Origin of the sequence: Enterococcus florum, assembly GCF_004309355.1 — a bacterium.
In the GTDB taxonomy this organism is placed as follows: domain Bacteria; phylum Bacillota; class Bacilli; order Lactobacillales; family Enterococcaceae; genus Enterococcus_A; species Enterococcus_A florum.
The window spans coordinates 73,918-93,839 of sequence record NZ_BJCC01000004.1 but is presented as its reverse complement, the minus strand read 5'-3'; the positions used below and the strand labels follow the sequence as shown (position 1 = coordinate 93,839).

Below are 19,922 nucleotides of genomic sequence, written 5' to 3'. Positions count from 1 at the left end.
GCTTTGAAAACATTGATATAACAAGGGCTGATAATTATGAAATTAGCTCAATTATACACGTTAACAAATTGTTGTCAAAATAATGTATAAAAACAAGGGAGAAAAAGGATGAAGTTATGGGGAGGGCGTTTCAATAAAGAAGAGGATCTATTGATGAAAACATTTGATAATTCTCTACCGTTAGGGAAGCGCTATTATGAAGAAGACATTATTGGTAGTATCGCTCACGCACAGATGTTGGGTGAGGCAGGTATTTTAACCACCCAAGAGAGCAGAAAAATAGTTAGTGGCCTTGAATCAATCTTGAAAGAACTTCAGTCAGGTGAGCTGGTGATCGATGAAGAGGCGTTTGAAGACATCCATAGTTTTACTGAATTGACATTGACACAACGTATTGGTGAGCTGGGTAAAAAATTACATACTGCACGAAGTCGAAATGATCAAGTTGCTGTGGATACCAAGCTATACTGTCGCAAAAGAGGGTTGCATTTTATCGAACTACTGGAGCAGCTGATTGCAGCTTTACAAGAAAAAGGCGCGGCAAATCCGGTATTGATGCCCGGATATACCCATTTGCAGAGAGCTCAAGTGGTGACCTTTCAATACCATTTGGGAGCTTACGTAGAAATGTTTAAACGCGATAGAGCTCGTGTGGAAAATGCGTTGGCGATCATGGACGAAAATCCGTTAGGTGCAGGTGCGTTAGCGGGTACGACTCATCCGATTGATCGTGAGATTACCACTGATTACCTGCACTTTCGGACTCCATCAGCAAATTTTATGGATGCTGTGAGTGATCGTGATTATATCATTGAACTACTTTCAGCCTGTTCATTGATCGCTGTGCATTTGAGTCGCTTAAGCGAGGAACTAATTTTGTGGTGTTCTCAAGAATTCAAGTTTATCACCATTGACGATGCCTATGCCACTGGCAGCAGTATGATGCCGCAAAAGAAAAATCCTGATGCCGCTGAACTAGTCCGTGGACATGCTGGGCTGGCAATCGGTTCGCTAGTTTCAATGTTGACCATAATGAAAGGATTGCCTTTAACCTATAATAAGGATATGCAGCTAGACAAAGAGGCTTTTATTTCAGCCTTCGATCGGACAGATCAAACACTAACCATCATGCAAAGAATGCTGGTTACGTTGAAGGTTCATCCAGAAAAGATGCAGCAGGCCATGAAGGACGGTTTTTTAAATGCCACAGATTTAGCTGACTACTTGGTGAAAAAAGGGGTTGCATTTCGTGATGCCCATGACATTGTAGGATGCATTGTTTTGTACTGTGAAGAAAAACAATGTTCGATCGAGGAATTATCTTTAGAAACCTTCCAGCAATATTCCGAACATATTGATGAAGATATTTTTGAGTATCTCGAATACGAGAGTAGCTTGAATCAAGGAAACAAAAGAGAAATTCGGGGAGGGAGTTAAGTGATGAAGAGAAAACATCTTATCCTTTTGACGGTTTCAGCATTGTTCCTTCTGTTTTTTGCAGCAAATCTGCCAGTACAAGCTGCAGGATTGGATTTGGCCTTTGACCGGATCGTCCCATACAAGAATGTATATATCAACGGCTTAAAAAGCACCTTGCAAATCACCATGTTCTCTTTATTAGGAGGATTGGTTTTAGGCATCCTTCTATCAGTAATTAAAGTGTCAGGCATTAAACCTTTAAAACTGCTGGCACAATTTTATACATCGATTTTTCGTGGTACACCTTTACTAGTCCAGGTATTCATTGTTTATTTTGCGACGCCTCAGTTGACAAATTATGAGATTCCAGCATTCAATGCGGCCGTAATTGCCTTCTCACTGAATTCTGCGGCCTACATTTCGGAGATATTACGCGGCGGTATCGAAGCAGTTGATGTGGGGCAAATGGAGGCAGCTCTTTCGTTAGGAGTCTCAAAAAAAGATACGATGATCGATATCATCATCCCACAAGCTTTAAAAACGGTTTTACCTGCATTAGTCAACGAAACCATTGCCTTATTGAAAGAGTCTTCACTGGTTTCGACCATCGGCATGCTTGATCTGATGCGCTCTGCTCAAGTAGCAATGAATGCTACTTATTTAGCTTTCGAACCATTTATTGTGGTGGCATTGATTTATTACGTCTTAGTAATGATTTTGAATACCTTTGCCGGATTTATTGAAAGGAGGCTGAAGCGCAGTGATCGATATTAGAAATCTTCACAAATCTTTTGGTTCTGTTGAGGTGCTAAAGGGTGTCAATCTACAAATTGCCAAAGGAGAGATCGTTGCGATCATTGGTCCTTCAGGTTCGGGGAAATCCACCATTCTGAGATGTATGAATCTGTTGGAAAAGCCGAATGATGGTGAGATTATTATTGATGGACAAGACATTACTCAAAAAACCATCGATATCAAAAAGGTTCGGGAGAACACGGGCATGGTTTTTCAGCATTTCAATTTGTTTCCTCATAAAACAGTGTTGGAAAACATGATTTATGCTCCAATGAAAGTCAAAAAATTGGATAAAAAGGTGGCAATTGAAAAGGCTAGGAATTTACTTCAGCGAGTGGGGTTAAGCGACAAAGAAAATGAATATCCTTCAAAACTTTCTGGAGGTCAAAAACAACGGGTAGCGATTGCACGAGCCCTTTGTATGGAGCCAGAAGTCATGCTGTTTGATGAACCTACCAGCGCACTGGATCCTGAGATGGTCAAAGAAGTGTTGGCAGTGATCAAAGGATTAGCGGATACGAACATTACGATGGCTTTAGTTACTCACGAAATGGGTTTCGCCAGAGAGGTGGCAGATCGGATCTGTTTTGTTGAGAACGGAATTATTGAAGAAGACGCTACACCAGAAATTTTCTTTACTGAACCAAAATCACAAAGAGCCAAAGAGTTCTTAGCGAAAGTCTTATAAAAAGGATGGGAAAAATATGAAAAAGTGGAAATGTGTATTAGCAGCAGTAGGATTGGTTGGATTATTGGCAGGTTGCGGCGGAGGAGACGGCGGAACGGCAGACAGCACGAACGAAGCAAGCTCATCTTCAGCAGATGCCTCAAAACCACTTGCAGGTCAAACCTTAAAGGTCGCGATGAGTCCAAATTTTGTTCCTTTTGAATCAGCTGAATTAAACGATAAGGGTGAAACAGAGGTAGTTGGATTTGACGTAGATCTAATGGACCAATTGGCAAAAGATATGGGCTTTAAATACGAGATTATTGAAACGGAATTTAAAGGCTTGATTGGTGAATTGCAATCCGGACGTGCAGATTTGATTATTTCAGGGATGACAGCCACTGAGGAACGAGCAAAGAGTGTCGACTTCTCTGACCCGTATTTTTACACAAAAACAGGTGTGATTTTCCCGAAAGACCGTGAAATTAAGACGGTTGAAGACATGAAGGGCAAAAAGATTGCTGTAAGTTTTGGAACCAATTATGAAAAACAAGCGCAAAGTATGGGAGCGGAGGTGACTCCTTTTGATTCAGGAGCGGCGGTTCTTCAAGATCTATACAATGGCCGGGTGGATGGTGCGATGATGGATGCTACAAAAGCCGCAATCGAATCAGAAAAAAATCCAGATTACTCTTATATCATTTTTAGTGACGAAGAGCTAGGAATCACTGGAGATAATACCTTTAATATTGCCTTTCAAAAAGATTCAGAATTAACTGCTGATTTCAACACCTATATCAATCAGTACCGTGAAGATGGAACCATGGATGACATTGCTTCACGATGGATGGGTGAAAAGTTCATCGAAGAAAACAAAAAGAAATAAGTAAAAAAGGAACAAGCCGATTATTCTCTGGATTGCGATAATCGGCTTGTTCTTTTTTTTAATGGGTCGATCTGTTCCTCACACCAGTGTAATCTGCTTTACACCATTTTCCAGCATGATCTCTTTCGTTGCCGCTTCCAAGTCCTTGTCTGACACCAATAAATCGATCTCGGTGATCGGTAAAAATGTATACAACGCACGATGTCCGATCTTCGTATGGTCAGTCACCACGATCCGTGTTTTGGCCGCTTTAATCATGTGGGTCTTTGCAGGCACCAATAATTCGTTGAAATGGGTCAGTCCTTTCTCAATATTCAAGGCTGGCGTAGCGATAAACACTTTGTCGACATTGAGTTTTTCCAAAGTTTCGTTTGTGATCTGTCCATTCAGCATAAAGCTGTCATGAAACAGAGTTCCACCGGTAACGATTGTAGTGATCTTCCGATTGGTCCGTAAAACAGAGGCAATGTTAACGTCATTCGTAATGACCGTTAGTGCCTGATAATTGTTATTTTCGTTTAACGCTTTGGCAATTTGCAAAGTGGTCGTCCCTGAATCTAAAATGACACATTCACCATCAGAAATTAAGGTAGCCGCGTATTTGCCGATCCGTACCTTTTCATTGATGTTTTCGGTTGCTCGGTCTTCAAAATCTGGTTCGTCGCGCTTCACGCTGACCGGGACAACACCTCCGTGGATTCGAGAGACAGCACCTTGAGCTTCAAGTTCATCTAGATCGCGACGGATCGTGGTTTCATGGACATTAAAAATCTCTGAAAGTTGGTTGACGGAAATAAACTGTTTTTCTTCTATTTGATTTAATATTTTGGCCCTTCGTTCTTCTGTAAGCATCAGTATCCCTCGATTCTTTAGTCCTTCTCTAGTCAAACCGTTTACATTTTTTTTATAAAAGAATCCTCTTTTAGTAGAGTGTACTGAAAAAGAAAGGGTTCTGTCAACTGATCCTAAGAGAATTCTCCATCGAAGAAGTAATCTATTGCGGCTGGTTGTGAAAGATCAGATGCATCGCTCGACGCAAAGGGAAGAAGACTAGGGTAACGATGAAAATCGTCGAAAAGATATTGATGACCGTGGCTGGCATAGTGGCTAATGCTGCGAAAAAAGCAGGCTCTACATCAGCACCGGCGATCACGGCCATCACCGTTGCCTTGATTACGGACATTATGAATTTTGCGATGCCGGCCATCACTCCAATAAGCATGATCTGACTGGCATGAGTTGGCTTTTTATGAAAAATCAAAAAGCCGGCATATGCTGCTGCCCCAACGACAAAGCTCTCCACTAAAAAATAAGGAGCCTCTGCTGCAAATCCGTTCAAGATATCAAAGATAAAGAAACCCAGTCCGCCAGCCAAGGCACCTTGCCAGTACCCGACGAGAAGAACTGCCAAGAGAACCATTGCGTTGCCAAAGTGAATAAAGGCACCCGTAGGCAAAGGGATCTTGATCATGGTCCCACTAAAGGTCAGTGCTGTGAAAAGGGCGATCAATACGATATTTTGAACTCTACGATTATTTGTCATAAGGACTCTCCATTCTACGTTCTGCGTGAGTATAAGCACCGTGCCAGACATGTCCAGTGAAAGGGTTGATCTTTGTTCCAGCTTCGATAGCTGCGGCAGTGAAGTCAATTGCTGTTTGAATGGCTTCTAATATTGGCAGATTTTTTGCCAAACTAGCGGTGATCGCAGCTGCAAAAGTACATCCAGCGCCATGATTGTATGGTAGATCAAGTAATTCATGTTGAAAAAAGGTAAAAATTTTTCCATCAAAATGCAAATCCAATGCCTCGTCGAAAGGAAGGCGGGTGCCGCCTTTGATCACAACATGTTGGACCCCAAAAGCATGAATGATTTGTGCGGCCTCTTTCATCTGGTCTTTCGTCTGAATGGTCGCTACATCTGCCAACAGCTCAGCTTCTCTTAAATTAGGCGTTGTAACAAACGCTAGCGGCAACAAGTGCTTTCGAAGGGCCTCTACTGGATCAGCATTAATGAAATCATGTGTTCCTTTGCCGCCGACGACGGGGTCAACTACGATTTTTTCGCTTCGATCCTGTAGCCGCTTTGCTACATATCTGATCATGTCAGCAGACGGCAGCAAACCGGTTTTGATTGCATCAAAGGGTCCGGCAAAAATGGTGTCGATTTGTTTTTCAAGCAGATTGATTGCTAAAGGGGTCATCGAAAAGCCCCCTGTTGTGGGATCCATTGTAACGATCGAGGTGATCGCTGCAAATCCATAAAGCCCAAATTCTTGAAAAACCTTCAAATCGGCCTCAAGTCCACCGCCGCCAGTTGCATCCGAACCGGCGATTGTGATGGCTTTCTTCATAAAATCCCTCCTCATAGATTTAAGTGATTGAAAATCATCTTGTTCATTCGTTAACAGTGACAGATAAAAACTACTTTCCTAGAGTATCGAAAACCATTCAGCTTGAAAACAGCCAATTGGTTGTTTTTTTACTCATCCAATTCAAAAAACGAGAAACCTGAACAGATTTCTCGTCATCGATTATTGCTGAGATTATTGTTGAGTAAGTAGCCATTCATCCCGAATGTCTTCGATTAGATGAATAATGCGTTGGCCAACCTCGGCATATTGATTGGTCGACAGATTGGCTAGAGAAATGCGAACAGACCATTCATCGCTGCCAAAAGCATTGGCTTTTAACAACATCAGCTTTTCTTTTTCAGCTAAAATGGTCAAAATCTTGGTGACTGTCCAAGAATTTTTTAAGTAATTTGAAAATTCTGCGCCATAGCGTTTTCTCGTCCATTCTTCAAAGTTGATTTCGCAATAATAAGCGGTATCCAAGGCTTTTAGCGGCTCTTCTAGACCTAGCGTGTGGAACAAAAGTTTTTCTCGTTCATGACAAATCGTCATGACTTCCTGCTTGTATGCTTGGCCCTCGTCTAAAAGAGAGTAGAGGCTGAAAAGCGTCATCATCACTTGCTGAGGAGAGGAGAGACCCGCTGCATGATTCAGTGCAATATCACGGCTGTCTGCTACGATCCGATCGATAAAGGAAATGGTAGAAGGATCAGAGGCCAAAGAAGCGTATCGAGCATTCAGACGGGTTTTCAGCGGCTCTGGCAGCTGAGTGATCAGATCATCAAATAAATTATCTTTTGCGACAGCAATCGTACCAATCCGCCAGCCAGTCGCACCGAAATATTTGGAGTAGGAATAAATACAGGTCGTATTGTAAGGCAGCTCCGCGAACAATGAGCGAAATTCTGGAACAAAGGTACCGTAAACATCATCCGTTAAAATCATCAACTCCGGGTGATCTTCCTTGACGATTTTTTTCAGCAACTGAATCGTAGAAGGACAGATGGCATTCGCAGTCGGATTGCTGGGATTGACCACGAAGACTGCTTTGATACTGGTATCCCTTAATTTATTGATCTCACTATCGGGAAACTGATAACTCATTTTTCCTTCCAATATGGTCTGCTTGGCTTGAAGCTTAACCACATCAAAAGCATATTGCGGCAGTTCTGGAATTTCTAAATAAGGAGCAAAGGTCGGCAGCATCAAGGCGATCTTATCTCCTTGCTTCAGCAAAAAGTTATGGATTAGGGTATCAAAGATGTAGCAAATACCAGCCGTTCCACCTTCCACTGCAAAAATATCAAAAGGTGCTGCCTGATCTGCAAATAATTCCTGGTTCAAATAAGCCTTGATCGGTGTTTCGCAAGCTGTCAGACAGCGAACTGGGTGAGGATAGTTGTCTCCAATAATGTGATCGATTATTTGGGTGAGCCAAAGGTTTTTCGGCATTCCTAAGTAGTTATTATCCGAAAACCAAATTTTCTTTAAAAAAGCGGCTCCTTTTCCTGGATGACCCGCTAAAAATGTTAAAAAACGCTGTTCTCGACCTTCTTGCTCCGTAATCATACTACCAGTCAGCTGCTCCGTATCATACAAAGTCTCTTGCACTGCAAACTGTCCTAATAAGAAATAGGCCTCTCTGGGTGTCGGAGCGGTCCAATTTGGATTGCCGCGACCTGCATTCAGCAAAGTAGTTCGTTCGTCGTTGTTCTCGTGGACCTTTTGCTCTAAAAATAAGCTGAGTTCAAAGGGACTTAATTCTTCAAGGGCTTCTTCTGTAACGATAGGCATCTTCTCTTCCTCACTTCATAGGTTATGCCCTCATCATAGTCAATGAGCTTTGAAAAGTAAGGTAAAACCTCTAAGAGTTTTCTTTTAAGCAAATAAGCAAAACCTCATCCTTTTTCCGGCCATTTTAAATGGGTGATCGGGTAGGGACGTCCTTGATCATCGAAGGCTTCTTCAAAATCAATTTCGAATCCGCGTCGAAGATAAAAGGTTAGGGCGGAATGATTCTGTGTGTTGACGTCAACAGAATGAATGTTCTCAACCTTCATTAATTCAGTCAAGATCATGCTTCCAAAGCCTTGTTGGCGCAGGGAAGGCTCTAGAAAAAACATCTCCAGTTTTCCGTTGTATGTACCGGTAAAGCCGACTAGCTTGTCATAATCATACCAAAGAGTCACTGCAACTTGTTCAAATGCTTGCGGCAGGTTGCTTTTGATTTGTTTTCGATCTTCCTCAGACAGAAAATCATGGGTCGCAATTACAGAGCGCTCCCATAAGTCCTGCAAAACAGGGTAGTCTTCCTTTTCAGCAATTCGTCGAATCATTTTGGTCAACTCCTTTTTATGAAATGATTTTCTCATACCCTTAGAAAAAATTCGAGTATGGAAGTTTCCTTTATAGATTTGCTTAAATCAGTCGCAAGACGCATGACAATTAAGCAGCATTCGGTGATACTAGACACAAGATAAGAACACAATAAACGGGATTGTCCGTTTTACTTAGGAGGGAAACCAGTGGAGCAATTGATTGCGATCGTGTTTATCGCACTGTTGATTTATTTTGTTGTGAAAGTCGGATCGTTTTTGTGGCGGATCGCAGGGGTTTTGTTTCTGTTGTTCGTTTTATATACCTATAAGGATCAGTTGATTACGCAATTCAACTCGTTTCTGGATACACCGAATTTCGGTGGTCTATTTCAACAAATAGGAAATTTTTTCAACGGCATTTGGGATTGGATGATGTCTTTTCTATTTTGACCACGAAAAATCGCATGGGATCACTGTTTCCCATGCGATTTTTTATGCTCGGACATCTTTTCCTAAGAGTTGCTTACACATGTGGTAATCAGCGATGACAGATTTCGGAATTTCTACATGAGGAATGAAGCCTGCACCGTTTGGCCCGTAGCCATCCGAATCATCAATCAGCCGGCGAACTTCGCCGATCGCCAAGGAAAGAAAATAATCTTTTGCCCACCATTCATTCATTCTTGCGTCTTGAAATCTAGGTCCTTCGGCTGAATAGGAAAGTAGCCGGGGCATTGTCATCGGGATTGGCCGAATTGCATGAAGCGGCAAGGCCCATTCTTTAGCGATCGTATACATCGTCCGCTTTTGCAGCAAGGGATCTTGGACCAGCCAAATGTGATTCGGCAGATTTTTTTCAAGCAGCTGTCGAGAGAAACGAGCATTCTCTCCAGTGTTTGTAGAATGCTTTTCTAAAAGAATGCTGATCTCTGAACTAGGTCCGTTAAAAAAAAGGAATAGTTCTGCCATCAGTTCAGCTTCACTGCTTTTCTCCCAATCCTTCACTGGCTTGAAATTCGGAACCTGAAGACGGATATTCTCGATCAAACGTCCTGTTGCATGCCCGATACCGCCTGAAAAAAGAATTGTTCGGATTGTCCCGTTTTCTCGACAAAAGGCTGCTGCTTCTGCAATTAAGTCCGGAATGCTGTTGCCGGCAACAAGCAAGGTCTCGCTTTTAAAGTCATTCTGCTTTTCGAAACTGGTCAGATAGTTCACTAATCGGGTAAGCTCTTGCATAAAAACCTCCAAAAAAACAGAGAACGAGTCTCTGTTAAAGAATGTATTTAACGAAGAAAAAAATACAAGCCAGAAGCAGGAGCCCAGCTAAACCAAGCCACGTTTTCTCGCGTTCTTCAATGAATTTTCCGTAGCAGAAAGCGGATGCTGCACCAGAGAGCAAGCAAAGCAGATCCAACATCTCCCGATGCTGTAAAATGCGCGCAATCAGTAGCACACTGCTTAACACTAAGCTGAATAATCCTGCGGTCGCTACCGCGAAGTCGGTGCTGTTTCTCTGTGGTCTTTGTTTTTGCATTTTTTTCGCTCCCCATCAACGGCTCTATAGATTTTATTATAAGTGATTCCGTTTCCAATGTCATCTTAGATTTTAGACGGATGCTAAGACAAATGGTTTTTTTCTTTTGTTGTTCGTTCATTGGCTTTGAAGTCATTGAGTCCATGGATGATAGTTTACAGGCTTGAGTACTCAATAGTTTGAGACTGTTTTCCTCTTATAAGGATGATCGCCACGCGATTTTCCAAAAGGACAAAATAGTAAAATCCGAGCAAAAAAAACAGGTGAAACGATATTCGGATGGGCAAACTTAGTGTATACTCAAAGCGAAAAGAGGTGGAAGAATGACAACTTTTTACTTTGTTCGTCACGGGATTACTGAAATTAATCAAGAGGGCCGCTTTAATGGCGGAACAGTGGACTCTCCGCTGACACCTGAAGGGGTCGCGGCTACCGAACGATTGGGACAACAGGTGAAGGAGGTTCCCTTTGACAAGGTGATTACTTCTTCGCAATTGCGAGCACAAACAACCGGCCAGATCATATTAAGTCAACATCGCTTTTTAAAACCGGATATGATCCAGACGGAGGATCGACTAAAGGAAATGAATGTTGGCGAATGGGAAGGCCAAAAGGTCGAAGAGGTGAGAAAGCACCCCGCTTTCGAGAATTATTTTCATCACCCAGAGCGTTTTGATGCGGATGCTGTTTCTGCCGAGAGCTATGAGCAAGTCCTTTCACGCAGCACGGAGGTCATCGAAGAGCTGAAAGAGCATTATCCAGAAGGCACATTGTTGATTGTCAGTCATGGAATCGTCTTACGTACGTTGCTGAATACGATGAAGGGAATCCCATTATCTAAAATTCGTGAGCAGCCTGCTTTTGATAATTCAAGTCTGACCATAGCAGTTTCAGAAGAAGATGGGTATCGGTTTAGCTTGTGGGGACAAACTTATTAAGTCAATAGAAACAGCCATCTGACTGCTGATTCACTGCAAGACAAACAGATGATTACCAATAAATCTAAGACAATGCAAGGAGGAATACTATGAAAATTGCGTTGATCGCTCACGATCGAAAAAAAGAATTGATGATCAAATTTGCCACTGCTTACAGGGAAATTTTAAAGAATCACGAGCTCTATGCTACCGGAACAACAGGAACTAAAGTAATGGAAGCGACTGATTTGCCAGTACATCGATTTAAATCAGGACCTTTAGGGGGAGATCAACAGATCGGGGCCATGATCTCTGAGGATGCGATGGATTTGATCATTTTTATGCGCGATCCTCTAGCGGCACAGCCTCATGAACCGGATGTCAATGCATTGATTCGTTTGTGTGACGTTTACGAAATTCCTTTGGCAACCAACATTGGAACTGCTGAAGTTTTGATTCGCGGGCTGCAGGCAGGAATGCTGAACTTTCGCGAGATCGTTCATGAGAACAATGATCAACCGATCTCACTATAAAAAAGAAACAGCAAAAAACGCTTGCCCTCTACTTATTGAGCGGTCAAGCGTTTTTTGGGGATGTAAGCCAGTTCGATCATCGTTTCCTGTTCTGCCAATGGGACAGTCTCGTTGGTCAAAAAGTATTCATAACTTCTTGAAGCGAAGACCCCGTTGTCATATTTAATGGCCTGCAGCAGTTCCTTGTATGGTTCGGTCAATTCATCATAATCGCCGATAATCAACGTGCGCATAGCTTGATAAGCCGGCTGGGTATAGACTTGAAACTTTTCATTTTCAGGGATCATGCGATCGATCGGCAGACCGATCTCCACATGATAAAGCTCATCTTTGGGCATGCCGTCTTTTCCCAAGTTCAAATAAGATACAAAAGGAGTTCCCACAGTCGCAGCCTGATGAGTTTCACTGTAAGTCAACAACTCGATATAAGACCTTCCAATGTATTCCGGCAAATGTTCATAAGAAAGATGGGCGGAGGTTGAAACGATCAACTGGTCCGGTTTTGTAATTTTTTCGATCTGCATAACATCATCTCTCCAATCAACGCTTCTCTTCGCTCATTTTACCAATCCTTGCAAACGAATACAATTTTTTTTTAAGTTTTTTTGATTTACAAAAAATAATTTTTTAATCAGGCCGCTTCATTTAGAATTAGTTTCAAGCATTTGGCCATTCAAAAAAATGGATTTCCCCATTCCGATTTAAATAGTTAAAAAAAAGCGGAAATAGATCCACATCTTGCTTATTCAAATAGACTTTTTGCGCCAAAAGCGACCAGTCTTTTTTTCGGGTGTCTTTCATCAAACGCCTATGTGCTTGCTCAGGTTTTGGTTTTCGAGTATAGACGACGCGCTGCAAAATTTGTCCTTTTGCATATAGATAACAATAGTATTGCCCGTTCTCTGCTAAAATCCCGACAAAGACATTGTCATTGGCTGCAGCCAGGAGCTGACGGTTTCGTCGTAAAAACCGCTGTACCAGCAAATAGTTGTTCCACCATTGAGCGGCAGCTTCGAAGTCGTTGCGTTGATTGGCTTGATCGACCTTCTGTTGAATGCGTTCCAAAAACATGTTGGATCGTCCCAACAGGGTTTCACGGATTTCATCGACCCGAAGAGCCAGATCCTCTTGTGGAGTTACTTCGCTAAAATCGCGAACGATCCCTCGAACATCGCGTAATGGGCCGTCAAGATGATAAACACTATTGACGATCTCTCGAAACGTCAGCATCTTGCTTTTTTTGTAAAAAGGCCCCAAAACTAAATGTTCATCTGACCACTCAGTCAGCACCCGCAAATAAGGTGACCGATTCAACAATTGAAAATAGCCATATTCCTCGTAATGATTCATCGATCGATTGTATCTTGGCCGAATTTGGTGGATATTTTGTAATTCTACCAAAAGAGCATCAAACTCGGTATCCACGAGCTGAAAGTCAAAGTCTTTGATCTGCGAAATCATTTCTTTGGTTTTTCGAGAATGCTGCTTGTTCTGAACAAAGTAAGAACTGACACGCCGCTTCAAATTCTTGGCTTTGCCGACATAGATGATTTGTCCTTGTTTATTTTTCATAAAATAAACCCCCGGTTGGGTCGGAAGGGAGGCGACTTTCTCTTTTAAGGATTCCATGCACATGATTCTCCTCATAAATTTCCGTTCTTTTTTTTTATCTTCACTAAAATAAAGAATAAAGAATCTGCGCTATGATAGCAAGAATAAGCATTCTGCGATTTTTGATTAAAAAAAAATGCGACTAAGAAAAAAATTCTCGAAACAACCATTAACGTGTTTTTAAAAATTATGCTATAATTACTTTTGTAGAAAAAAATTATGCTTTAATTATTTTTCAAAACAACGCATTATTATCTATTAATATGATGAAATGGGAGAGGTGTCAATGGGAAAGAAAGTACTTACTAGAAGAGAGCTGCGCGAGCAGAAGCGTCGTCACAACACGAATTACCGATACTTGAAAAAGGGAACGGCTGTTGTTGGTACTGCTTTAGTAGCGGTTTCTGTAGCCGCACCATTAGTCAATGCAAAAGAGGCTGATGCTAAGAAAAACGAAAAACCAACCGCAACGACCTCTAAAGTAGATAAAGTCGCATTTATCAATGAGATTGCAAAAGAAATAGAACCATTAGCAGAAAAGAATGATTTATTCGCTTCTGTTATGATGGCTCAGGCAATCGTTGAAAGCAATTGGGGACAAAACAGCTATGCCCAAGCGCCATATTTTAACCTTTTTGGGTTAGAGGGACAGTATAAGGGCAAATCAGCGATGTTAGATAAAGAAGAATACAAAGATGGCAAAGCGGTTCCTGGTAAGAAAGAATTAAAAGACTACGATTCTTACCTCGAAGCAGTCCAAGACTATGTAGAGGTTGTAAAAACAGCTTCGAAAGATGGCGAAGAGCTTTACTTCTCTGATGTATGGCGCAGCAATGCGAAAACACCGGAAGCGGCAGCGAAAGCTTTGGAAGAACGGTTTGCTGGCCGTCCAGAGTATGCAAAAGAATTGCTGAACGTGATCCAAGAAAATGATTTGTTAACTTATGATGCAGCACCTGCGACTCAAGAGGTTGCAACACCTGCAGCCGCACCGACTGTTCAAAAATATGTTGTTCAATCAGGGGATACGATTCATTCGATCACATCTGAATTCCAGATCGAGCCGCAAGACTTTTCTGAGTGGAACAATTTAGAAGACAATGTCGTTTATGCGGGTCAAAGCGTGATTGTGGGAACAGGCGAAACAACTCAAAATAGTACACCTGCACCAGCAGAAGTTGCTGAACCGACAACACCAGAAGCAGTGGTGCCGCCAGCAGTAGATGTCGTTGTACCTACGCCAGACGAGCCGACTCTGGATAATATGACAAATCCAGTCGTTCCGGATGAGAATCCGATAGCTGACCCAGTGCCAGATCCGGCACCTGCGCCGACTCCTGAGCCAGAGCCTGTGCCAACACCAGAACCAGCTCCAACACCTGAGCCTGCGCCAGCACCAACGCCGGAACCAACGCCGACTCCTGAGCCGACTCCGACACCAGATCCTGCACCCGCACCGGAACAGCCTGCGCCAGCACCAGAGCAAGGGAATCCGAATGGTGAGGCAATTGTCAATGAGGCTAAAAAATATCTTGGAACTCCTTATGAGTGGGGTGGAAGAACACCTGATGGCTTTGATTGCTCAGGCTTCACTCAATACGTATACAAACAAGTAACTGGACAAGACATTGGTGCTTGGACGGTTCCTCAAGAATCTTCAGGTCAACAAATCGCTTATGATCAGGCACAACAAGGCGATCTATTGTTCTGGGGAGAACAAGGAAATACGTATCATGTAGCTATCTCTACTGGAGGAGACCAATATATTCATGCTTCGCAACCAGGAGAAGATGTGAAATACGGATCAACACAATGGTTTACTCCTGACTTTGGAGTACGTGTGTATTATTAGTCATTTGAAAATCCCGCTGATTAGGATCAGCGGGATTTTTTTAAGTTGGTCAATAAAAAATAGCTATCTGTGCAAACACGTATTTAACAAAAGAGAATCAAATGAAAAACAGCCAACGCTTCACGTGTGGCTGTTGTTTTTTGCTTTATTTAAAAAAAGAAAAATTCTAAAAATTTAAAGAAAACATTAAGAAAGACTAAGGCTTTATCTTTCTTATAAGCTTATATTAACATATTTTGAGCATCATTTCAATCTAGTAATTGAAAGTGAACTATGGTATATCCTCTATACAATGGAGGTGTTGATACGATGGAGGATTTTGCGTTAACGTTATTTAAAGGTCAACAACAACTGGTGATCCATCAAGTAAATCAGACATTAAAGACGAATCGGCAATCGTTTTCTTTATCTGTGATGGATGTTGAAGAACTTTTGGAGCATCGCAAAGCCGTTTTAGAGGAAAACTACTTAATCGATTTCAGCTTGAAAAATACGATTCGTCTATTAATGAGAACCGCTGCACAGGAGCGTTTTACTAAACAGGAGTATCTGCAAAAGATAGAGGATTTACAAGAGGTCTTTTACTATTTGCATTCTCTGCAATTTGCTGAAGATGAGGTCCTGATGGAACGGATCTTTGAGGTCTATCACCGATTTGAGGGGGATGTTGAGTATCTCAAAGGCTATTTTGAAGACAATCCGCAAAGCGCAGGAGGTGGAAAAAATGAATGAAATCGTTCGAAATCCTCAAGAATTTAATTATTTTCTAATTCAGCACGTACAAAAGCGTCTAAGCGGAACCAGTGTGATCTCAGTTGACGAAATCGAAGCCATTCGCCAATCGATTTTGTTTGTCTTAGACCATGCAGTTGAAAAGGAGAGCGTTTCCGACCGATTTGAAAACGGAAAGCAAGTCATTAAAAGAAAACTTCAACAAGCAGAACAATGCTATAACGAAATTTTAACAACATATCAATCGTATGGGATTGAATCATTTGAGGGGACATTGAGAGAGATCGGAACGTTTTTTACCACCTATGATAGCGACTATCAAGCCAATGTTTCTTGTGCTGGGTGGATCGACTATCAGCTGGCACATGGAGCGGATGATCTTATTTACCAAGGAATCGATTTTATTTCTGAATACCTCAGACGCATGGCGTTAGAAGTGCGATTTCTACAGAATGTCCCCGAACAGCTAGTGTTTGAAATACTCTCTGTATACAGTGATCATCTAGGATTTGATTATCGGAAAGACATCAATAATCTCTATCAAATTATTTTCGACCAATGGATAAGTAAATGGGTGAGTGGCGGAGATCCAAGATCAAGTTTATTACTAACATTGAACGAAATGTCTTATGTTTATGATCGTTTTCTTCGTGAGGAGTTTCCAGCTACGTTGCTGGGTTTCTTAGACAAGAATACGTATTATCAACAAACCTTCCGACAATTACAGCAACGGGTCCTTGCTTTGAAAAGTGTGGCGGATCTATCAAACCTCTTCTTAACAGAGATGGAGCAAAGAAAAGAACTACGATTAACACCACCAATGGCGGCGACTGATTATGCGCTGCTCATGCAGAGCTACGATCAGCTGGATACGGAAAAAAGAATGGGATTGATAGCTGAAAAAATGGATTCTCCGTATGATTTACTTGATTATCTTGAGCAACATTTAGAACCGAATGGTTTTTATCTGCAACTTTTTGCATTGTTATCTGTGGAAACAATCACGGGACTCTTTTTACTGTTGTCTTCTTATGGCAGCCTAGAAGAGGATACGCAGCTCTATCTATCTGATTTTCGCTCATTTATTGCTTCAATGTCCAGGGAAAACCAAAAAAAATTAGATGAGGCTTTGCAGCATTATCACTTAGGGTATCGGGATTTTTCTTAGGATATGCATTATTTTGCGACATAGTATAGAAATAATTGCAAATTAATGCAAAATATGGTAAATTGATTCCAAGGAGAGAGTAATGATGCTGATAGAAGAACGATTAAGCAGGATTCAGGAGATTTTGGAAGCAAAAAAAAGTGCTTCGATCGATTATCTTGCTGTGCAATTGAAGGTTTCCAAGGACACGATCCGACGTGATTTGATCAAGTTGGAAAAACAAGAGATTGTTAAACGAATCCACGGCGGAGCCATGTTGGCCAACCGTGAGGCCATGATTTTCAATTATCAGGAGCGAGCTGGCAAAGATCAGGTCATCAAAGAGAGAATAGCAAAAAAGGCTGCACAGCTGATTAAAAACAACGCTGCTGTATTAATGGATTCCTCCACAAGTGTGGAAGCGATCATTCCTTTTTTGCATGACAAGGGAATATTGGCGATTACCAACTCGCTGAGCCATGCCTCGTTGCTGACCCAGATTCCCAGCAGCGAGGTGCGAATTCTGCCGGGAAAGGTTCATAAGCAACAGCTTTTCATTTATGGCGCAGAGACAGTAGACAAGATTCGTGACTATTTTGTTGATTATTCGTTTCTTGGTGTTTTTGCAATCAATGCTGATGGAATGTTCATTCACACCGAAGAAGAAGGCCTAGTCAAACGGCAAATGTTACTGCAAAGCAAACAAACGATTGCTCTAGCCGACCACACGAAATTGGATACAACGGGACTTTTTAAGATTTCTTCTCTAAAGGAACTGGATATTTTGATCACTGATCAAGAACCTTCATCCGATTTTTTAACAGCCTTGGAACAAAACCATGTCGAACTGATCCTTGTGTAATACTACTTTCAAAACAATCAAAGGAGCTGCAAATGAAAACAATCAAATATACCACCGTTAAAGAACCAAAAATTTTCGAAGCTGTTACACCTGTATTTTTGACGGATGAAACGATGAATTCTCGAAAAGAGAAGCTGCTGCAACAAATGAAGGATCTGCAGTTTGATTCCTTAGTTATTTACGCAGATCGCGAGCATGGTGCAAACTTCGAGTATTTGACCGGATTTGTGCCGCGCTTTGAAGAAGGGCTATTGATTTTACACCGTACGGGTGAAGCCTCACTTGTATTAGGAAATGAAAATTTGAAAATGGGTGATCATTCTCGCATCGAAGCGAATTTGTATCATTCTCCGTATTTCTCATTGCCGAATCAACCGATGGCGCATGAGCGCGCTTTGCGGGAGATCTTCAATGAAATTGGCCTGAACGGTGCACAAAAAGTTGGTCTGATTGGCTGGAAAATGTTTACTCCGAACCAATGTGATGGACAAGCCTTGTTTGACATTCCTTATTTTATCGTTGAAGAGCTGAAGCAGTCGGCAAAGCAAGCAAAATTGATCAATGCCTGTCATTTGTTCATTGGCGGCAGCAATGGCGTTCGGACGACCAATAATGCCAACGAAATCGCACACTACGAATATGGTGCAAACCTCGCTTCCACTCGAATGCTGCAAGCAATGAATGCCGTTCAGCCCGGTGTAAAGGAAAGCGATCTTGGGGAATGTTTGAATGGCGAAGGGCAATTGAATCCAGTAGTGACGATTGCAGCAACAGGCGACCGCTTTGAAAAGGCCAATTTTTATCCGACGCATAAAGAAATTAAAACAGGTGATAAGTTGTCACTGACTGTCGGTTATAAAGGTGGATTATCCAGTCGCAGCGGATTTGTGATCAAAGAGGTAGAGCAGCTGCCAGACGATCAAAACGACTATTTGGAAAAAGTTGTTTTTCCTTACTATCGTGGAATAACGGCATGGTTGAGCGAGGTGAAGATCGGCTGTTCAGGCGAAGAAATTTATCAAGTCATTGATGACGCTCTACCTAAATCAGTCTATGGCTGGTCCTTAAATCCTGGACATTTAGTGGCGGATGAAGAATGGATGTCTTCACCGATCTATCCCGGTTCAAAGGAAGAGATCAAAAGCGGCATGCTGTTCCAGATCGATATCATTCCTTCAGTCAAAGGGTATCAGGGGACAAGTGCTGAAGAGTGTGTTGCAATCGCCGATCAAAAGCTGCAGCACGCAATAAAAGAACAGTACCCGGATTTATGGCAACGGATCGTTACGCGCAAGCGCTATATCAAAGAAGAATTGAATATCGACGTATCACCAGATATTCTCCCTCTCTCAAATACAGTAGGGTATTTACGGCCATTCTTCTTGGCAAAAGATCTGGCATTGAAGATCGGTTAAAAATAGAACTGTTTACAATTAAAAAGCCGAAACTCAGGGAGAAACAACCTTGAGTTTCGGCTTTTTTACAATTGCAATCCTGAACGATAAAGTTGATAAAAGTGATTGGTTGGCCCATGGCCTTTCCCTAACGGCAGAGAATGACGAATGGCCGTGGTGACATACTCTTTCGCTTCAGCAACTGCTGGTTTGAGCTCTTTTCCTAAGGCTAGCTGAGAAGCGATTGCAGAAGAGAAGGTACAGCCGGTACCGTGTGTATTTTTTGTATCGATTCGTTCGCTCGTGTACTCAGTAAACTCATAGCCATCATATAAAATATCGGTGGCATCACCAGACTTGTGTCCACCTTTTAACATGACAGCGGCACTGCACATCTGATAGATTTTTTGTGCTGCGGCTTTCATATCATCCAACGTTGCAATCGTCATACCACTGATTTTTTCTGCCTCTGGCACATTAGGCGTGATTAAATCAGCAAGCGGCAAGACCTCTTCGATCAATGTATCGATCGAGGCAGGGTCCATTAAGGCACAGCCGTTTTTGGCGTACATCACTGGATCGAGAACGATCTTTTCAGGTTTCCATTTGTTCAAGCTTTTGGTCACAGCCCGCATTGTTTCCACAGTGGAAAGCATGCCGATCTTCACTGCATTTGGGACGATATCTTCAAATACTGCATCCATTTGCTGATTGATGATGATCGGATCAATGTCCTGGTAGGAGATGACACGTGCGGTATTTTCTGCCACGACCGATGTAATCACGGACATCCCAAATACGCCATGGGCAGAAAAGGTCTTGAGATCCGCTTGGATTCCGGCACCTCCACTGCAATCTGAACCAGCGATAGTCAATGCTTTTTTCATATAGCTTCCTC

Annotated in this window: 22 protein-coding genes; 12 read left to right on the top strand and 10 right to left on the bottom strand. The window is 42.1% G+C overall.

Going from position 1 to position 19,922, the window contains the following annotated elements:
* Positions 1-108 precede the first annotated feature (108 nt).
* From argH to NRIC_RS02475, 4 genes are read left to right on the top strand one after another with little or no spacing between them, the layout of a single operon-like run.
* Complete coding sequence (argH, locus tag NRIC_RS02490; protein WP_146621120.1) at positions 109-1,437, top strand: argininosuccinate lyase; 1,329 nt, start codon at positions 109-111, stop codon at positions 1,435-1,437.
* A gap of 3 nt (positions 1,438-1,440) precedes the next feature.
* The gene (locus tag NRIC_RS02485) at positions 1,441-2,193 is read left to right on the top strand and encodes an amino acid ABC transporter permease (RefSeq protein WP_146621124.1); all 753 of its coding nucleotides are present in this window, start codon (positions 1,441-1,443) and stop codon (positions 2,191-2,193) included.
* Positions 2,180-2,902, top strand: coding sequence for an amino acid ABC transporter ATP-binding protein (locus NRIC_RS02480; RefSeq protein ID WP_146621119.1), 723 nt, complete (start codon positions 2,180-2,182; stop codon positions 2,900-2,902). The genes NRIC_RS02485 and NRIC_RS02480 overlap by 14 nt, the downstream gene beginning before the upstream one ends.
* 16 nt (positions 2,903-2,918) lie before the next feature.
* On the top strand, positions 2,919-3,767 hold the full coding sequence (locus tag NRIC_RS02475; RefSeq protein ID WP_146621118.1) for a substrate-binding periplasmic protein: 849 nt from the start codon (positions 2,919-2,921) through the stop codon (positions 3,765-3,767).
* A 78-nt stretch (positions 3,768-3,845) separates the two neighbouring features.
* Here NRIC_RS02475 and NRIC_RS02470 read toward each other — a convergent pair whose 3' ends face one another.
* The 5 genes from NRIC_RS02470 to NRIC_RS02450 all read right to left on the bottom strand — a co-directional run bounded on the left by NRIC_RS02470 (position 3,846) and on the right by NRIC_RS02450 (position 8,457).
* On the bottom strand, positions 3,846-4,619 hold the full coding sequence (locus NRIC_RS02470; RefSeq protein WP_146621117.1) for a DeoR/GlpR family DNA-binding transcription regulator: 774 nt from the start codon (positions 4,617-4,619) through the stop codon (positions 3,846-3,848).
* A 142-nt stretch (positions 4,620-4,761) separates the two neighbouring features.
* A complete protein-coding gene (locus NRIC_RS02465) occupies positions 4,762-5,310 on the bottom strand; it encodes an ECF transporter S component (protein ID WP_146621116.1) in 549 nt (182 codons plus the stop codon).
* Positions 5,300-6,121 (bottom strand): bifunctional hydroxymethylpyrimidine kinase/phosphomethylpyrimidine kinase, encoded by an 822-nt coding sequence (thiD, locus tag NRIC_RS02460; RefSeq protein ID WP_146621115.1) that lies wholly within the window; start codon positions 6,119-6,121, stop codon positions 5,300-5,302. Before thiD (NRIC_RS02460) ends, NRIC_RS02465 begins: the two co-directional genes overlap by 11 nt.
* A 192-nt stretch (positions 6,122-6,313) precedes the next feature.
* Positions 6,314-7,915, bottom strand: coding sequence for an aspartate 4-decarboxylase (aspD, locus tag NRIC_RS02455; protein WP_146621114.1), 1,602 nt, complete (start codon positions 7,913-7,915; stop codon positions 6,314-6,316).
* 104 nt (positions 7,916-8,019) lie between these two features.
* Positions 8,020-8,457, bottom strand: a complete 438-nt coding sequence (locus NRIC_RS02450) for a GNAT family N-acetyltransferase (protein ID WP_146621113.1) — start codon at positions 8,455-8,457, stop codon at positions 8,020-8,022.
* A 189-nt stretch (positions 8,458-8,646) separates the two neighbouring features.
* Here NRIC_RS02450 and NRIC_RS02445 point away from each other — a divergent pair, with 189 nt between their 5' ends.
* A complete protein-coding gene (locus NRIC_RS02445; RefSeq protein WP_146621112.1) occupies positions 8,647-8,889 on the top strand; it encodes a hypothetical protein in 243 nt (80 codons plus the stop codon).
* A gap of 42 nt (positions 8,890-8,931) precedes the next feature.
* On the opposite strand, the gene NRIC_RS02440 is transcribed toward NRIC_RS02445, so the two are convergent.
* Together NRIC_RS02440 and NRIC_RS02435 are read right to left on the bottom strand one after the other, a co-directional pair.
* Entirely contained in the window at positions 8,932-9,678 is a 747-nt protein-coding gene (locus tag NRIC_RS02440) for a YdcF family protein (RefSeq protein ID WP_146621111.1), read from the bottom strand.
* Between the two features lie 34 nt (positions 9,679-9,712).
* The gene (locus NRIC_RS02435; RefSeq protein ID WP_146621110.1) at positions 9,713-9,976 is read right to left on the bottom strand and encodes a hypothetical protein; all 264 of its coding nucleotides are present in this window, start codon (positions 9,974-9,976) and stop codon (positions 9,713-9,715) included.
* A gap of 323 nt (positions 9,977-10,299) precedes the next feature.
* On the opposite strand from NRIC_RS02435, the gene NRIC_RS02430 reads away from it, so the two are divergent.
* Both NRIC_RS02430 and mgsA read left to right on the top strand, forming a co-directional pair.
* Positions 10,300-10,914 carry a histidine phosphatase family protein gene (locus tag NRIC_RS02430; RefSeq protein WP_146621109.1) on the top strand — a complete coding sequence of 205 codons (615 nt, stop codon included), beginning with the start codon at positions 10,300-10,302 and terminating at the stop codon, positions 10,912-10,914.
* An 89-nt stretch (positions 10,915-11,003) separates the two neighbouring features.
* The gene (mgsA, locus tag NRIC_RS02425) at positions 11,004-11,426 is read left to right on the top strand and encodes a methylglyoxal synthase (RefSeq protein ID WP_146621108.1); all 423 of its coding nucleotides are present in this window, start codon (positions 11,004-11,006) and stop codon (positions 11,424-11,426) included.
* A 32-nt stretch (positions 11,427-11,458) separates the two neighbouring features.
* On the opposite strand, the gene NRIC_RS02420 is transcribed toward mgsA, so the two are convergent.
* Both NRIC_RS02420 and NRIC_RS02415 read right to left on the bottom strand, forming a co-directional pair.
* Positions 11,459-11,950: a GyrI-like domain-containing protein gene (locus NRIC_RS02420; protein ID WP_146621107.1), complete on the bottom strand. Its 492-nt coding sequence runs from the start codon at positions 11,948-11,950 to the stop codon at positions 11,459-11,461.
* A gap of 133 nt (positions 11,951-12,083) precedes the next feature.
* Positions 12,084-13,055, bottom strand: a complete 972-nt coding sequence (locus NRIC_RS02415; RefSeq protein ID WP_146621106.1) for a GIY-YIG nuclease family protein — start codon at positions 13,053-13,055, stop codon at positions 12,084-12,086.
* A gap of 268 nt (positions 13,056-13,323) precedes the next feature.
* Between NRIC_RS02415 and NRIC_RS02410 the strand changes: the two genes are divergently transcribed.
* The 5 genes from NRIC_RS02410 (at position 13,324) to NRIC_RS02390 (ending at position 19,045) form a co-directional block, all read left to right on the top strand.
* A complete protein-coding gene (locus NRIC_RS02410; protein WP_146621105.1) occupies positions 13,324-14,889 on the top strand; it encodes an NlpC/P60 family protein in 1,566 nt (521 codons plus the stop codon).
* Positions 14,890-15,198: 309 nt separating this feature from the next.
* Complete coding sequence (locus NRIC_RS02405; RefSeq protein WP_146621104.1) at positions 15,199-15,621, top strand: DUF6323 family protein; 423 nt, start codon at positions 15,199-15,201, stop codon at positions 15,619-15,621.
* Positions 15,614-16,789, top strand: a complete 1,176-nt coding sequence (locus NRIC_RS02400; RefSeq protein ID WP_146621103.1) for a DUF6179 domain-containing protein — start codon at positions 15,614-15,616, stop codon at positions 16,787-16,789. The genes NRIC_RS02405 and NRIC_RS02400 overlap by 8 nt, the downstream gene beginning before the upstream one ends.
* Before the next feature lie 85 nt (positions 16,790-16,874).
* Complete coding sequence (locus tag NRIC_RS02395) at positions 16,875-17,630, top strand: DeoR/GlpR family DNA-binding transcription regulator (RefSeq protein ID WP_146621123.1); 756 nt, start codon at positions 16,875-16,877, stop codon at positions 17,628-17,630.
* A gap of 32 nt (positions 17,631-17,662) precedes the next feature.
* Entirely contained in the window at positions 17,663-19,045 is a 1,383-nt protein-coding gene (locus tag NRIC_RS02390; RefSeq protein ID WP_146621102.1) for a M24 family metallopeptidase, read from the top strand.
* A gap of 65 nt (positions 19,046-19,110) precedes the next feature.
* On the opposite strand, the gene thiD (NRIC_RS02385) is transcribed toward NRIC_RS02390, so the two are convergent.
* Entirely contained in the window at positions 19,111-19,911 is an 801-nt protein-coding gene (gene thiD / locus NRIC_RS02385) for a bifunctional hydroxymethylpyrimidine kinase/phosphomethylpyrimidine kinase (protein WP_146621101.1), read from the bottom strand.
* Positions 19,912-19,922: the final 11 nt, after the last annotated feature.

Coding starts and splice junctions, on each gene's coding strand:
- thiD (WP_146621115.1), bottom strand. CDS start 6,121: ATGAAGAAAGCCATCACAATCGCCGGTTCGGATGCAACTGGCGGCGGT.
- NRIC_RS02410 (WP_146621105.1), top strand. CDS start 13,324: ATGGGAAAGAAAGTACTTACTAGAAGAGAGCTGCGCGAGCAGAAGCGT.
- NRIC_RS02440 (WP_146621111.1), bottom strand. CDS start 9,678: ATGCAAGAGCTTACCCGATTAGTGAACTATCTGACCAGTTTCGAAAAG.
- NRIC_RS02470 (WP_146621117.1), bottom strand. CDS start 4,619: ATGCTTACAGAAGAACGAAGGGCCAAAATATTAAATCAAATAGAAGAA.
- NRIC_RS02450 (WP_146621113.1), bottom strand. CDS start 8,457: ATGATTCGACGAATTGCTGAAAAGGAAGACTACCCTGTTTTGCAGGAC.
- NRIC_RS02395 (WP_146621123.1), top strand. CDS start 16,875: ATGCTGATAGAAGAACGATTAAGCAGGATTCAGGAGATTTTGGAAGCA.
- NRIC_RS02475 (WP_146621118.1), top strand. CDS start 2,919: ATGAAAAAGTGGAAATGTGTATTAGCAGCAGTAGGATTGGTTGGATTA.
- NRIC_RS02415 (WP_146621106.1), bottom strand. CDS start 13,055: ATGGAATCCTTAAAAGAGAAAGTCGCCTCCCTTCCGACCCAACCGGGG.
- NRIC_RS02435 (WP_146621110.1), bottom strand. CDS start 9,976: ATGCAAAAACAAAGACCACAGAGAAACAGCACCGACTTCGCGGTAGCG.
- NRIC_RS02465 (WP_146621116.1), bottom strand. CDS start 5,310: ATGACAAATAATCGTAGAGTTCAAAATATCGTATTGATCGCCCTTTTC.
- NRIC_RS02485 (WP_146621124.1), top strand. CDS start 1,441: ATGAAGAGAAAACATCTTATCCTTTTGACGGTTTCAGCATTGTTCCTT.
- argH (WP_146621120.1), top strand. CDS start 109: ATGAAGTTATGGGGAGGGCGTTTCAATAAAGAAGAGGATCTATTGATG.
- NRIC_RS02430 (WP_146621109.1), top strand. CDS start 10,300: ATGACAACTTTTTACTTTGTTCGTCACGGGATTACTGAAATTAATCAA.
- aspD (WP_146621114.1), bottom strand. CDS start 7,915: ATGCCTATCGTTACAGAAGAAGCCCTTGAAGAATTAAGTCCCTTTGAA.
- mgsA (WP_146621108.1), top strand. CDS start 11,004: ATGAAAATTGCGTTGATCGCTCACGATCGAAAAAAAGAATTGATGATC.
- NRIC_RS02405 (WP_146621104.1), top strand. CDS start 15,199: ATGGAGGATTTTGCGTTAACGTTATTTAAAGGTCAACAACAACTGGTG.
- NRIC_RS02390 (WP_146621102.1), top strand. CDS start 17,663: ATGAAAACAATCAAATATACCACCGTTAAAGAACCAAAAATTTTCGAA.
- thiD (WP_146621101.1), bottom strand. CDS start 19,911: ATGAAAAAAGCATTGACTATCGCTGGTTCAGATTGCAGTGGAGGTGCC.
- NRIC_RS02400 (WP_146621103.1), top strand. CDS start 15,614: ATGAATGAAATCGTTCGAAATCCTCAAGAATTTAATTATTTTCTAATT.
- NRIC_RS02420 (WP_146621107.1), bottom strand. CDS start 11,950: ATGCAGATCGAAAAAATTACAAAACCGGACCAGTTGATCGTTTCAACC.